15 protein-coding genes are annotated in these 13,000 nt (G+C 64.0%); 2 read left to right on the plus strand and 13 right to left on the minus strand.

Annotated features, from left to right (window positions below):
* Positions 1-22: 22 nt before the first annotated feature.
* The 10 genes from ACFFF7_RS08695 to ACFFF7_RS08740 form a co-directional block, all read right to left on the minus strand.
* Entirely contained in the window at positions 23-607 is a 585-nt protein-coding gene (locus ACFFF7_RS08695; protein WP_379480990.1) for a type-F conjugative transfer system protein TrbI, read from the minus strand.
* Positions 600-950 (minus strand): hypothetical protein, encoded by a 351-nt coding sequence (locus ACFFF7_RS08700; RefSeq protein WP_379480991.1) that lies wholly within the window; start codon positions 948-950, stop codon positions 600-602. Before ACFFF7_RS08700 ends, ACFFF7_RS08695 begins: the two co-directional genes overlap by 8 nt.
* Positions 947-3,553, minus strand: coding sequence for a type IV secretion system protein TraC (gene traC, locus ACFFF7_RS08705; RefSeq protein WP_379480992.1), 2,607 nt, complete (start codon positions 3,551-3,553; stop codon positions 947-949). The genes ACFFF7_RS08700 and traC overlap by 4 nt, the downstream gene beginning before the upstream one ends.
* 5 nt (positions 3,554-3,558) lie before the next feature.
* A complete protein-coding gene (locus ACFFF7_RS08710) occupies positions 3,559-4,746 on the minus strand; it encodes a hypothetical protein (protein ID WP_379480993.1) in 1,188 nt (395 codons plus the stop codon).
* A complete protein-coding gene (locus ACFFF7_RS08715; protein ID WP_379480994.1) occupies positions 4,722-5,612 on the minus strand; it encodes a DsbC family protein in 891 nt (296 codons plus the stop codon). Before ACFFF7_RS08715 ends, ACFFF7_RS08710 begins: the two co-directional genes overlap by 25 nt.
* A 10-nt stretch (positions 5,613-5,622) precedes the next feature.
* A complete protein-coding gene (locus tag ACFFF7_RS08720) occupies positions 5,623-7,014 on the minus strand; it encodes a TraB/VirB10 family protein (RefSeq protein WP_379480995.1) in 1,392 nt (463 codons plus the stop codon).
* Entirely contained in the window at positions 7,014-7,808 is a 795-nt protein-coding gene (locus ACFFF7_RS08725) for a type-F conjugative transfer system secretin TraK (RefSeq protein WP_379480996.1), read from the minus strand. Before ACFFF7_RS08725 ends, ACFFF7_RS08720 begins: the two co-directional genes overlap by 1 nt.
* Positions 7,808-8,413, minus strand: a complete 606-nt coding sequence (locus tag ACFFF7_RS08730; RefSeq protein WP_379480997.1) for a type IV conjugative transfer system protein TraE — start codon at positions 8,411-8,413, stop codon at positions 7,808-7,810. The genes ACFFF7_RS08725 and ACFFF7_RS08730 overlap by 1 nt, the downstream gene beginning before the upstream one ends.
* A 1-nt stretch (position 8,414) precedes the next feature.
* Positions 8,415-8,699 carry a type IV conjugative transfer system protein TraL gene (gene traL, locus ACFFF7_RS08735; protein WP_062345589.1) on the minus strand — a complete coding sequence of 95 codons (285 nt, stop codon included), beginning with the start codon at positions 8,697-8,699 and terminating at the stop codon, positions 8,415-8,417.
* Positions 8,700-8,774: 75 nt separating this feature from the next.
* Complete coding sequence (locus tag ACFFF7_RS08740; RefSeq protein WP_379480998.1) at positions 8,775-9,089, minus strand: hypothetical protein; 315 nt, start codon at positions 9,087-9,089, stop codon at positions 8,775-8,777.
* A 318-nt stretch (positions 9,090-9,407) separates the two neighbouring features.
* Between ACFFF7_RS08740 and ACFFF7_RS08745 the strand changes: the two genes are divergently transcribed.
* Both ACFFF7_RS08745 and ACFFF7_RS08750 read left to right on the plus strand, forming a co-directional pair.
* Positions 9,408-9,785: a hypothetical protein gene (locus ACFFF7_RS08745; RefSeq protein WP_379480999.1), complete on the plus strand. Its 378-nt coding sequence runs from the start codon at positions 9,408-9,410 to the stop codon at positions 9,783-9,785.
* An 89-nt stretch (positions 9,786-9,874) separates the two neighbouring features.
* The gene (locus ACFFF7_RS08750; RefSeq protein ID WP_379481000.1) at positions 9,875-10,396 is read left to right on the plus strand and encodes a hypothetical protein; all 522 of its coding nucleotides are present in this window, start codon (positions 9,875-9,877) and stop codon (positions 10,394-10,396) included.
* 249 nt (positions 10,397-10,645) lie between these two features.
* Here the strand turns inward: ACFFF7_RS08750 and ACFFF7_RS08755 are convergent, their stop codons facing one another.
* From ACFFF7_RS08755 to ACFFF7_RS08765, 3 genes are all read right to left on the minus strand, one after another.
* Complete coding sequence (locus tag ACFFF7_RS08755) at positions 10,646-11,476, minus strand: lytic transglycosylase domain-containing protein (protein WP_379481001.1); 831 nt, start codon at positions 11,474-11,476, stop codon at positions 10,646-10,648.
* A gap of 330 nt (positions 11,477-11,806) precedes the next feature.
* A complete protein-coding gene (locus ACFFF7_RS08760) occupies positions 11,807-12,112 on the minus strand; it encodes a hypothetical protein (RefSeq protein WP_379481002.1) in 306 nt (101 codons plus the stop codon).
* A gap of 201 nt (positions 12,113-12,313) precedes the next feature.
* A complete protein-coding gene (locus ACFFF7_RS08765; protein WP_379481003.1) occupies positions 12,314-13,000 on the minus strand; it encodes a ZIP family metal transporter in 687 nt (228 codons plus the stop codon).

Raw genomic sequence — 13,000 nt, forward strand, 5'->3', positions numbered from 1 at the left:
CGAGGATCGCTGGGTGAGCGGCTCAGTTGACGGGAGCACTGCCCTGTCCTCCAAAGGCAGCGCCCGGCATCGGGGCCGCTGCCTGCGGGGCGCCCTGCCCGTTCATTGCCGCGCGCATCGCGCCCATGACCTCGCCCGCCGAAGCAGTTGCAGCTTGGGGCATCTTTATCTTTGCAAAGACTTCGCGGCGGACTTCGGCGGTGATGTCGGGAACATTGCCGGCCAGCACGGCCTCGCCTACCAGCACGATCTGGCCGGAGGTGCCGCGGCGCTCGAGGTTCTTCTGGACCTCGCCCATGAACGCGCGGGTTTCGGTGGTGACCTGCTCGGGCGGCGTGGCCGAGCGGGCCTGGGCCTGGACATATTCGCCGACAATGCCTGAGAGCTGGACCTTGGCGATGGCCGGCCGGTCCCCTGCCCCGAGCACGTTCTTGGTGACCCAGGCGCCCCACAACCCCGCAGCAACCAGCGCGCCGACCAGCGCCACGGGAACCAGTCCGATGCGGGCGCGGGGCGCAGGCCGGGGCGGGCTCACATCGGCCTCGAACAGCGGGCCGGCAGTAGTGTCGGCCGCAGGAGCCGCGGACGTGCGGGGGCTTCTAGCCATGATGGTTCTCCCTGGGATCTGAGGTGGCCGCGGCCCCGCGCGCGAGCAGCGAGTGGCGGCGAAAGAAGCCGACCGCGGCGAAGAGCCCGGCGCTGGTCAGCCAGAAGAAATGGGCGAAGCGGACCTGGCGCTCGGCGCTCGCGGCGACATAGCGCGAGGCGAAGTTTTCGAGCTGGAGCACGGTCCCGCCGAAGCTGAAGTTGCCGAGCGCCGCGAAGAACAGCAGCCACAGCGCCGCGACGCAGGCAAAGGTGACCGCGAGCCAACCCGTAAGGCACAAGGCCTGGTAGCAGGCATCGGCGAGCCGGATCGGCCGGCGGGGCGAGGCGAGAAGCGTGATCATTCCGCCGCCTCGGCAAGTTCGCCGTCCGTAAAGTCGGGGGCTCCGGGCTGCGGCGGCACGAAGTCGGGAAAGGCCACCCGCTCGATCGCATCGGGGAGCGGCAGACCAGCGCGCACCTTTTCCTCGATCTCGGAGAAGACCCGCGGGCTCGATGAGTAGAGCGTCGCCGAATAGGGATCGAGCACGAGCCGGCCGACCGCGAGCGTCTCGGGCCCCTTGATCAGGACGTCGGAATACTCGGTGCCATTGCGCTTCAGCGAGCGCAGCAGGCTCTCGGTGTAGTGGTCCATCTCGAAGCGCTGGTGCTTGGCGAGATCATTGATCGTCTCCTCCTTCTGCTGGAGGACGATCGACCAGTCGGAGTTCTCGAGCGCGGCCAATGAGCCTTCGGACTTGTAGAAGTCATTGAGGGACTGGGTGGCTGTGATCAGCGAGCCGCCATATTTGCGGCAGGTCCGGGCATAGGTCTCGATCGCCTGGCCCATCTGCCCGCCCCCCAGGAGCTGCCAGGCCTCGTCGATCATGGTCAGCTTGGGCACCGAACGGTCGAGATCGCGCATGACCCGAAGTGTCAGGAACATGAGCGCAGTGAGCGCGACCGAGCGCAGTTCGGGCTTGGAGGAAAGATCCGAAAGCTCGAACACGGTGAGGCCTGCCGAGAGATCGATCGAGCAGGCACCCTCGAAAAAGCGGCCATAGGTCCCGCCCTTCAGGAACGGCGACATGGCATCGGCCAGATCGCCGGCGAAGGGCGATGGCAGGGAGCGAAGCGCCGCAGCAACGTCGTCGATGGTGCCGGCCCGCTGCTTTTCGCGCCAGACGCTGCTCACCGCGGAATCGATCAGGCCGCGCTCGGTATCGGACAGGCGGTCCTGCTGGCGCGCCATCTGCCCGACGATCGATTTGAGCATGGCAAGGCATTCGACCTCGTAGTCCTCGCCGTCCTCGTCGGAGGACAGCGCCTCGCCATCGATCATGTCGAACGGGTTCAATGAGAAGCCCGAGGAAAGCTTGAACTCGACGAAGGCGCCGCCGAAGGCCTTGGCCATGTGCTCGAACGAGCGCCCGTCGTCGATCACGATGACCTTGGCCCCGGCGCCTGACATCGCCGCGCAGACGTCCTGCAGGAAGACCGACTTGCCCGAGCCCGATTTGCCAAACACCGCGACGTTGTGATTGCCGGCCGCGTTCTGGAACGGTGACCAGAAGAAGGGCTGGCCGCGCCGTCCGATCAACAGCACGTGCGGAATGTGCCCGCCGGTATGCTCGCCCTGGAGCGGCGCGATCGAGGCGGCCGTCGTCGTCAGCATGGTCTTGAAGCGCTTCATGCACCTGAGGTCCGCCGACAGGCCGTTGGGGAACGAGAGCGGCATGGCAGCGAGTAGCCCCATGACCTGGAGGTAGCGTTCGTCGATGAGATCCCATCCGCACGCCTTGTAGACCGACTTAACCATGCGCTCGTTGACGTCGCCCTTGCCGAGCGGCGAGAGCGCGCCAACCCCGTAATAGACCTGCGCGAGCTTGCGGCCCTGCCGCATCTGTCCTTGCACATACTGCCATTCGTCGCGCTGCTCGGAGAGCTGGGGCAGGAACCGGGCCGAGCGGCTGTCGGCAAGGCTGGTCGTGCGCATAACCTTGAGCCCGGCGCGCGACTGGGCCGCCTCCTCGTCCTGGAAAACGAGGCCAAGCACGGTCATCACGTTGCAGCCGAAACGCAGCTTGTCGTTGATGACGTCGCCGATGATCTTCTGGACGTCCCACGGCGCCCACTGCTTGGGCAGGTTGCGGACCGAGAAGAAGCGCCAGTCGAACTTGTCGGGGACCACCTCGCCGATCACCGGCGCGCCGTCCTGGCTTTCACCTGTGGCACGAAACCGTTCGGTCTGCAGCACGATGCGATCGGGCGTGACCTGGGTCTCGAGGTCGCGGCGCACGCACTGGATGTTGATCGGATCGAGTTCGGAATAGTGTTCGGGCCGGTCGGCATTGTCGACTGCGGGGCAGAGGAAATCGTCGAGGAAGGCGATCAGTTCGACCGGGCCGACGTCGCGCGCCGGGATCGAGAGCGCCTGAAGCGTGCCGTGCAGGCTCTCGCGGACCGAGCCGAGCGCATCAGCGCCGATTCCGCCGCTGAGCCGTGCGCCGACCGAGAGGATCACGCGGGTATTACGCAGGTAGAAAGGCGCATCGCGCGAAATCGACATCCACGCTGCCCGGCGCAGCCAGCGCGCGCGGTGGGTCGCGGCGCGGCCGTAGACGCCCTTGGCGACGATGCGCGGCATGACCCAGTCGGCGATGCGTTCCCCGACCGATGGACTTTGCCAGTGGATCAACTGGATTTCGCAGCCCGAAGGCACGGCGTCGGAAAGGAACTGGGTGAGGATCTCGCCGCTGCGCTCATCCGCCCCCATCATCGGCGCGAGTTCGAGGATGAACCCGAGCGATTCCGTGTTGATGAACATCCGGCTCTTCTTGTCGTAGCTGCGATAGGGCAGCCAGTTCGACAGCATCGGCGCGCCGAGCACCGGGCGTGTCGCCTCGGGATGCGCGCTTTCGCCGAACACCATGTCGAGGAACCGGTCCCAGAAGCCCCGCGAAGCCATCGGCCCTACTCCTCGACCTTGGAGGGAAAGGCCGCTGGCCCGTTGACCGGCGCTGCGGTGACAGGAGCGGGTTTGACCGCGTCGGCAGGTGCCGCATTATGTGCCGCGCCTTGTGCCGCGTTGGGCGTCAGGGCGGCTACCGGCGGCACGGAACCCGGGGCCTTCGCCGTTTGCGCGAGGCGGCTTTGCACCTCGGCGCGGATCGCGTCGATCGCACTCCCTGCCTTCAGCGCTGCGCCCTTGGCCCGTGCCGCCGCTACGGCTTCAGCGCTTGGCGGTCCAGCAGGTGCCGGCTTGGCCTCCGGCGCGGGTGACATGTCACTCGGCAGGGTCGCCGCATCCGGCAAGGACGGCGGGGTGAAAGCCGCGCTGGCAAGGCTCGCCGTGCGGCCCTCAATCTGGTCGATCGCCGTGGGTTCGCTGCCTGAGAGCTGCATCCAGGCCCCGTCATCGACCAAGGCATGCACGATCCGCGGCTCATGGAGATTGCCGCCGCCATCGACGAACGATGGAAACACCACGCGGAGCACCCGGCGCTCTCGGTGGGCCATGCCGCCCTGCGCCGGCGTGATGCGGCCCGATCCGATTGGTACGTAGGCGGCGGTTGTTGGCCGCGCCGCAGTGGGCGAGCGCATATAGGGTCCCGCTGGAGATTGTCCCGGCGTCATCGGCCGGGCGTTCTGGATCACTGACAGGGCCTGGTCGTCGATCACCGTCGAGGGCGCGCAGGTGCCGTTCGGCGCGCTGCAGGCGAAGCTCCCCTTGATGTTGCCGCCGAACAGGCTGGTGCAAGCCGCGAGCTGGGTGGCGGCGAGACCGAGCGCCGCGACCGATGCCGCCCGCGCGAGGCCGCCCGCCTTGCGCCGCTCGGCGAGCTTGCCGAGGCGCAGGGCGAGACGCCAGAAGGCAAGGCCCGCTTCGAGGCTGAGGCTGGTTTCGCGGAGCGCCGCGTACCCGTGCGAAACCTGCCAGGCCCGTCGGCGGAGGCGGTCGAGATCACGCGCGGCGAGCAACCGGCCTTCGGGTTTGCCAAAGCTCGATGCGACCTCGTGCCACAGCGCAAACGCCTCGGCCCGGTCGATCGCGACCGGCGGCAGCGAGACCTGCCCACGCGACTTGCGCGTCACTGCGCGGCACAGACCGGCAAGCTGCCCTGGCGTCAGCGCGGTCACGAGCGAGCGCCCTTCAGCCATTGCTCGAGCACTTCGCGCGGACGGAAGCCTTCGATCACCGCTCCGTCCGAGCGCACGATGACCGGCGTGCCGGCCAGCCCCTGCTCGCGGGCGAAACGTTCATTGGCATCGAGCGGCGAGGTGTCGCAGGCCCGTGTGTCGGTGATCGGGGCGCCCGCATAGGCAGCCTTGACCGCCTTGCGCCGGTCACGCGCGCAGAACACCTGGTTGGCAAGGTCGCGGCTGCCGAGCACCGAGATCGGCCGCTCGATCACCCGGACGTTCATCGTCTCGAGAACCCCCGAAAGCGCGCGGCAATAGCCGCAGCGAAAGTCGCTGAAGACGGTGACGGTCGGCCCCGAGCTTGCTCCCCAGACAATGCCGCCCGCCTCGGGCAGTGCGGCGAGCGACATCATCCGGGGGGCACCGCTCGCCGATGGCGTGCTGACGCCGCGGCGGGGGGTCTCGACTTCCTGGGCTTCCTGCCGGCTACCCGCGGCCCCGCCGACCAGCAGGTCGGGGTTGACCTCGAGCAGCCGCACGGCGGTCAGGTCCTGGCGGGTTTGCATGTCGTAGACGCGCCCGATCAGGAGATAGCGCGCGGTCCTGTCGACGTAGAACAGTTGCGATCCCGCCGTGACCTCGCAGACACCGTCGACGACCTGGCAATTGACCCTGCTCACCTGCGTGCGCGGCAGGCGCTCCTTGAGCGCGGCGGTCACCGCAAGATCGGTTTCCGATGGGACGCTCGGCGCGTTGGCATTGGCATTCGCCCACACCAGCGAGCCCCCGCTGCCGAGCGCGATCGCCGCGAGCGGCATCGCCAGTTTGCGAAGGGCGCCGGGCCCCCAATGCAGTGACTTCAAGCTCAGTGATTTCAGCTTCATGATTTCCTCCTCATCCGTTGATGAACACGCCCTCGAGGAACACGATTTCGACATCGATCCCGGTCGGCATCTCGATCACGGGCTGGTACTGTTCGGCCCGCTCGATCAGGTATTTGGAAACGGTGTCGGCCGAGGTCGCGACGCCTTCGCCAAGCCCGCCCTGGAGGATCTCTCCGGCGCCAAGTTTCTGCCGCTGGCCGTTCACATTGACGTTGGTGCCCTGAAGGATCGAATTGGTATTCGCCGAGAACCCGCGTCCGAACCCACCGGCGAGCCCGGCAAGGAAAGCCTGGCCGATGAGCGCGCCTTCGCGGCTCACGACGCGCCCCCTCACCCCGGTCTTGCCGCCGAAGGCGATGAAGCCCTTCACGTCCGAGACCGCGTAGCGGCCGTTTGGCTGCGGGCAGGTCATTCGCTGCAGTTTGACGTAGACCTTTTCGGAAGAGAGGTCGCCGCGCGCCGCGCCGTTGACCAGGCATCCGGCAATATTGGTGGTGAGGAGGCGGCCGTTGTCATAGACCGAGCGCGCCGGGCCGGTGATGCGCAGGACCACGGGAAGTGGATCGGTCTGGCTCTGCACGCCGGCGGCCGCATCGACCCCGACGATAACCTTGGCGACCGCGATCGAGTTCGGCGGCAGGTAGTTGGCGCTGTCGGTGTAGACCGTGTTGCCCTTGGGCACGGGACTGCCGGTCCCGCTCGCGCCCTCATTAAACGAGACGAGGCTGACCTCGCTTCCTCGTCCGCTGGGGAGGCCCGCAGCGGCGGCCGCAGCCTGCCCTGCAGGAGTGGCCTGCGCGCTCTGGTAGCTTGGCGGGCTGGTGCGCCCGTACATGGCATTGGGTCCGACCGGTGTAACCCCCGGGCCCATAACCGGCTGCCCCATGACCGGCGACTGCCGCGCCGCCGCGAGCGCCGCTTTGAGCTGCTCGTTCTCGCTCTGATAGGCGGAAAGCACCCGCTCGGTGTCCGGCGACACGCCTGCACTGCCCATCGCTCCTTGGGCCTGGCCCTGCGCCATTTGCGCCTCAAGCTGGTCGGCGCGCTGTGCACGGGCGGCGAGCGCGCGCATGTTATTGTCCATTGCCATCATCTGGGCTTCGGACTGGGCGCGCCACTCCTTCTCGGCCATGTTCTTGTTGACCATCTCGTCGACCGAGACGTCGCCGACTTCCTTTTTGACGTGTGCGTCGCTGCTCTTGCCGTCGCCCGAGAAGATGTAGGTCGAGCCGATCAGCAGCGCGGCGAGCCCGCCGGCACCGAGCAGCAGCATTTGCTTCTTCTTGACCGCTTCGTTGGCGACGATCGCATCGCCGAGCGGCGAGGCATCGCTTCCTTCCGTGTCGCCGGCAGACCCATCGAGCGCCTTGGGCCCTTTGCGGAACGGGTTCTTCCAATCCATCAGCGGCCTCCATTCGACTGGATGAGGTAGACGGCGGCGGCTTGGCCCGGCGCGAGCTCGCTGACCGGGGTCATGAAGGCGACCGCGCCCTTGGCGGCGAGCATGTTCTCGTCGAGGGCCAGCGCGTCGCGGCCGGTGTTGCGGACGCGCAGGACCAGGCCCTTGAGGTCGGCGCCGCGGTATTCACCGACCTGCTGCACTTCGAGCTTTCCGACCGTGACCGGTTCGAGCACGTCCTGGCGCATCTCGAAGCCCTCGATGGTCTCACTGCGGTACATCGCCTGAGCGAGGCGCACCGCGCTGTCCTCGGGCGAGCTTCGCACTTCCCAGTCATGTGCCACTTCGGCCTTGATCGCCGTATTGGTGACGAAGACCTGCTCGGCATCGTTCCCGCGAACCTGGCAGACGAACTTGTAGACGTAGCCCTTGCGGGTCGTGCCGAAGAACGAGAGGTTGCTCCTCGCAAAGCCGTCGGGGACGGAGAGATAGATGTCGCCGCGCACCGGTTCGTTGACGATCTTGAAGTCTTCGGCCGGGTTGCCTGTGCTGATCTTCGAGACTGCGGCGAACTGATCGCCGGCAAGGCTGATCCGGGTCAGATCCTTCGCCGAGGCGACGCAGGCCACCGTGCCGTTGTCGGCCGCAGGAATGCTCTGGTCGGCCATGGCGGGAGCAGCAAGGCACAGCGCGCCAAGGCAGATGAGCGCCGCGCCCACCGGCCGCCCCGTAATCGCATAGGGCCTGCCGGCGAGCACCGCGCCGACGCCGATCGCGCCCCATCCAAGCTGGGCCATCAACCCTCTCCCCCATCGCTTTTGTTGCTGGTCTTGCCGCTCTCGGCACCCGCGCCATCCTTGGTGACGCGCCCGAACCCGGCGAGCTTGAGGCTGACGCCTGAGTAGCTCCACACGAAGCGGAAGGTACGCGCCTCGGCGGTCACTTCTTTCGAGCCGACGACTGTGTGGAGGACGCCATTGACCTCGCTGGTCAGTGCATCCGGATCGACACTCAGCTGCTCGATCGTAAAATACTGCGAGACACTCGAGCCGTTCTGCTCATTGAAGATCTTCATGAGCTCGGCCTTCATCCGGCCGTGGGTCCTGGGATCGGTGATGGCGAGGATCGAATCCATCCAGTATTGGAGGTTGGATGGCGAGCGGTTGAGCGTGAGGAGCGCGGCATCGCGCGTCACCAGTTCGAGATAGTCCTTGTCGATGTGGCTGGAGGATAGCGTCAGCGGCTTTGCCAGCACCGGCTGCAGCACGACCTCGCGGTCGCGGTGCGCCGCAGTCAGGGTAAGCAGCACGCTCAGGCCGAACAGCCCGGTTGCCGTGATCGCCAGGAGGTTGCGCTGCTTCAAAAGCCGCTGCGCCTGGCCGTGGGAAATCGAGAGGTCCATATCAGCCCGCCATCAGTCGAAGATGGGAGGGCGGCGTCGCCTTGAGGCCCATGAAGGCACCAGGCAGGTACCAGTAGGCCGAATGAATGATCCACGAGACGGCGCGTCCCGCCTTCAACTTGCGCAATCCCCACCAGGCCAGCACGCTTGCTGAAATCCCAATCAGAATATGTTGAGACAGGATTCCCCACGCGAAGGGCAGGATCATCGCGAGAAACTCATCGAGCGTCCAAAAGCCGATGAGCTCGGGATCATCGAGATGCGCGGGAACCGTATAGCGATTCATGAGACGACACCGCCCTCCAGTTTGTCCGGCCAGTCTTCGTTTCGAGAGCGAGGCCGGAGGGGGGACCGCTTGGGGTCAGATCGTTGCGGTGACTGCGGCGGTGACGATCGGTACGCCGGTTCCCGCGCCGACACCGACGCCCACCGGAATGGCGACCTGCGCCAGGCTGAAGCGGCCCGAGGCAAGGCCGACGATGCCGCCCGCAAGGCTCAGCACGGTGATGATCTTGCCGCCCGAGCCTTCGAGGAAGCCGGTGAAGGCGGTGAGCGCCGTGTTGAAGGTGGCGTCAGCGCCGGCCATCGCGACCTCGGTGCCGAAGACGGTCGCAACGGCGATGACCGCCGCGCCCTGGAGCAGGGTCTGCCCCTTCCCTTGTGTGATGCGTTTCATCTCTCGTCCTTTTTCCAAAAGCCGCGTCATTCACGGCCTTCAGAATGAACAGAGGTGCGCAGATCGGAGCAATTAACAGGTGGTTGAGGTGTCCACGCGAATCGGAAGCTTTCCCGAAGCGGCAATTTCAAGCGGGGTTTGTTTCCCTTTTGGGGAAACGGAATTCCCTTTGCGGGAACTGCTTTTCCCCCTGCGGGAATTGTTTATGCCCAAGAGGGAATTTGAATTCCCTCTGGAGGAAACAAGCGCTGCGACTCGCTCCGCAGTCGCCGGACTCGCAAAATTTACGATTCCGGGCCATTGTGCGGGGCAACACATGTGCTGGATGATCCGTCTATGGCCGCAGGCAACCGCAATGTCAGGATACACCTGAGCCAGCAGTGCTTCGACTTGCTGGCTGATGCGATGTGCGCCTATTCCAAGCGGACCGGGCGCTTCCAAACGATGCGAATGACGGTGCAAAGGGCCTGTGAACGCCTTAAATCCCACGGGATTTCCAAGGAGGAGCTGGACCTGTTCCTCAGCGATTTCACGATCGAGGGCGATATTGCGGTGTGGCTGGAGGTCACGCCGAAGTGGTCGGATGACTACGATGCGTTGCGCGACAAGGTAAAGAAGATCCGAGATAAGCAGGGGGTTGATAAGATCCTCGTCCCACTTGCCGTCTACCTAGCCGAACGCCACAATCTGATCTAGGTGGATATCCGGAGCGGTATTGCGCGCTTCTTAAGACTCTTGACAGGTTATGCCATCCCATAGACGTTTTGCCTTGGGAGGGATGGGAAATGCCTCACAGGAACTTAACGCCTGAGACGGTCTTCAAGCCGAGCGCTGATCCGGAGACGGAACCGGTTTTTCTCTTTGCCAATCCGAACCCGGGGCCTGGGGAACAGGACCAATACAAGCAACTGATCAATGCCGAACTCGCCCGGCAGGGCATCCCCCCCGCACATCTGGCGGACCGGATGCGGATACCTCGGCCTAGGCTGCACAAGATCCTCAAACAGACGAACCCGCTCACGGAAGGCCTTCGAGATCGGATCTTCAGGGAACTTGGCATGGATCACGTCCGCGCCAAGATCAGTGTAGCCTTGCTGCACGACCCAGACGCCTACGCCAACCAGGCCGTGTTCTTGGCAACCGAAAGCCTCAAGAGCTTCTACCTCGAGGTCATGACCTGCCGGCGCGGCTCGATCGAGGTCGACTTGCGGCCGGCGATCATCCACGAGGCCGCCCGGCGGGCCTACGACCTGCTGCTCTCGCACCAAGAGCGGGTCATGCAGAACGACCAGACTTTGCAGGCTTAAGCGCGGAATGGCGCCTGAGACCATACTGGCGTGGCAGAAGCTTTACAGCGCCGTCGCCCTGCTTGCCGCGATCTGCTCGGCCTGTGCGGCGCTCAAGACGTGCTACGACATTCGGACAGGCGCACTGGCTCCACCTCGCCAATCAATCGTGGGGTGGGTTCTCTGGCTGCCGCGGGTGTGGTTGCATTTCCAACTCGCGTATTTCTTGGGGTTTCCGAGCATTCTGGCGATCGCGGTTCTGTATGCCCACTACATCGGGTTTGCCGCATTCGTGCCCTCGTAGGTTATGAGGGATACCTCGCGATAGCCTGATGCTCGTACCGCGATATTGGCCGCCATTGCCCGTTCGGCGACGGGTGAATTTTGGCTCCCAAGTCTGGTGAGCCGGAGCCAGTTGGTGGTGATGGCCTGCACGTAATTACGGGTCTCCGGGATTGCAGGAATGTTGCCCAGCGCGAGGGAGCGACGTTCTGGCCCCGCATTATATGCAGCCAAGGCCAGATCGACACGTCCAAAGCGATCGAGTTGCTGACGAAGGTAGCGTGCCCCCGCCCTCATGTTGGCCAGCGCATCCCAAGGGTTCCTTAGCTCCAGATTTCTCGCTGTTCCCGGCATGACCTGCATCATGCCCATCGCCCCCGCCCCGCTTAGTGCCCAAGCCTTGTATCCTGACTCCTGAGCAATGACCGCGTCGAGAAGGCTCTCAGGAAGCCCGTTTTCGCAAGCTATTGCGGACATTGCTGCAAAATAGGCTACTCGGCGGTTCTCCACTTCAGGAGACAACCACCAAGTCGAGCGATACCCATTCTGCAGGCACGATGACGAGGTGGAAGGCGCCATGATCGCCGGATGTTTCGGTTCGAAAAGTCCTGACGGGTCGTTTCCGCCAATAGCGTGGGTTCTATCACCACTTCGGCGCGCATCGGCCGGCTCAACCAACCCTTCAAAGTGGGTGCTTAACGCGATTCCGACAGCCCCTTGCTCATTTTTGGCGGTAGCGAAAAACGGAGAAAAATTGACAAGATCGACTTCCCTAGCCTTCGCGGCCGAGACGCAAATCATTGCGGCAACGACGATCAAACTACAATTGGATGAAATCACGACGCACCCTTCCAAGGTGGCGTGCGGATCTGATCGGGAATGCGCGTGATCAAAAAATCAAAGATGGAAAGCAGAGTCAATCTCTGCGTAAACCGATCAGGGCGAGCCAAGCTGCGGCCCAACGACAGATGTGTCATCAAACAGCTCAGTGGACCGGCACATAGCTGATCGGGCCGAAGTCGAGGGAAGTGAAACCAAAGAGGCCGCCGAGTTCGAGCTGACCTAGCGCTGCCGCTCGAGACGCTGGACCGTCAAGAATTGGTCAAGCAATCAGGCGTATCGGCCAGTTGGAAGGGGTGGCCTGAATACCTAGTCCCGCACCATCCGATATTCGACATCGATCCGAGCGATCTTGCCTGCCTCGATGCCCCGCAGATTGGCCCGATAATATGATATGAGCGTTCGATGGCGTACTGGCGGATGCCAAGAAGCATCTGCCTCCACAACAGTGTTTCCGTCCTTCCGGAAGGCGGAAACGTGTAAATGGCTTCCACTCGGTAGGAAGCCAAACCCGCGACGACGGGCGAATCCACTCACGGTAACGCCGTCCTTCGCCGGATAGGCATAGACCGAGCGTATCTCGACTCGCGCATTGGTTTTCGCGGTAATCGGCACGGGTACAGAAGGGAGCGTCGCACAGCCCCCTGTAGCAACGATCAATGCGGCGCACAGCGCTAGACTTTGACCTCTCGGAATTATGGACATGAGATAATTACCTCCCTTCAATGGTGCAGTCGATGCAGTGACGAATGCTGATCCAACCAACGGCACGACCCACCCGAGCCTGAGAAAGCCAATGTGAGCCTGGCTGCCGGGTCATCCCATCAATTCCTCGAGCACGAGCAGACCGAGGAAACCGACAAAGAACATTGAGGAAATGAGTGGGGTGTCCGGCTTTTCATGGGCCTCGACGAGCAGTTCCTCGGTGACGAGATAAAGGAGCGCCATCAAACCAAAGCTCAGGAAACCAGTGACAACCACTGGAGGGAGTAGGGCCACGGGCGTGGCGATCAACGCTCCCAGTGGAAGCAAAATCCCAAGTCCTATTGCAATTGCGATTGTGCGGCTCGGTCGGGTCTTGCCTTCCTGCATTTCCGAGGTGATCGACAGCCCGAGGAAAAGAACTTCCAGCGTCAGGGCGACCGCCAGCAAGATGCCGGCTCGCTCACCCGCGATGAAGGCCAAGCCTAGCACCAGTCCGTCTATGAAAATGTCGATGCCGGTCGCAGCCAGCATGGCAATGGGACCGGATGAGCGCTCCTCGAGCGCCTTGATCGCCAGCATGACGCCGACGCCAATGGCCCCGCCGATCAAGGTCGCTGTAGGCGACGCTTCGTGCTTGATCTGGGGAAGAATTTCTACCGCTGCTGCCGCGAAGACGACACCAGCGGCGAGGTGCTGCGTCGCACTAACAAAAGTGGTTCCCGGTCGTCGCCACAGCGCCCAGAAAGTACCGATCAGCACGGCACCAAGGGGCAGTAGCGTATAGGACAGTGCTTGCAT

The sequence above is a fragment of the Novosphingobium aquiterrae genome, from assembly GCF_042434435.1.
In the GTDB taxonomy this organism is placed as follows: domain Bacteria; phylum Pseudomonadota; class Alphaproteobacteria; order Sphingomonadales; family Sphingomonadaceae; genus Novosphingobium; species Novosphingobium aquiterrae.